Origin of the sequence: Streptomyces sp. SID486 (assembly GCF_009865385.1) — a bacterium.
Lineage (GTDB): Bacteria > Actinomycetota > Actinomycetes > Streptomycetales > Streptomycetaceae > Streptomyces.
This window is the reverse complement of sequence record NZ_WWJT01000135.1, coordinates 1-358: the sequence shown is the minus strand read 5'-3', so window position 1 is coordinate 358 and position 358 is coordinate 1. Positions and strand designations below refer to the sequence as shown.

Annotated in this window: 1 pseudogene; it reads right to left on the bottom strand. The window is 81.3% G+C overall.

The features are described 5' to 3' along the window. Window positions 1-358, bottom strand: a pseudogene (locus tag GT045_RS06580) (cytochrome P450); the annotation flags it as partial.

Below are 358 nucleotides of genomic sequence, written 5' to 3'. Positions count from 1 at the left end.
GAAGACCAGCCGGGCCACCGCGGCCGGGGCCGGGTGGTGGGCGTCCGGGGGATCGGCGTGGGCTCCCGCGGCGTGCCGGGCCACGAGGATCAGCCGGTCCCCGGCCCTGACGGGGCATCCGCCCAGGACCGCGTCGGCCGCCGCCACGCGCGGCAGCAGCGGCGACGGCGCGGTCACCCGCAGCAGCTCGTCCACCAGGGCCGGGCGCAGTTCCCCGTCGGCGGCCTGCTCCCACAGCGCCGCGTCGGCGCACCGGGCGGCGGCGCGCGGGAGTGCCGCCACGGTGGTGTTCACGGCGGCCACCGCCAGCATCGCCCGCAGGGCCGGCGCCCCGTCGGGCTCGGCGGAGCGAAGGAGG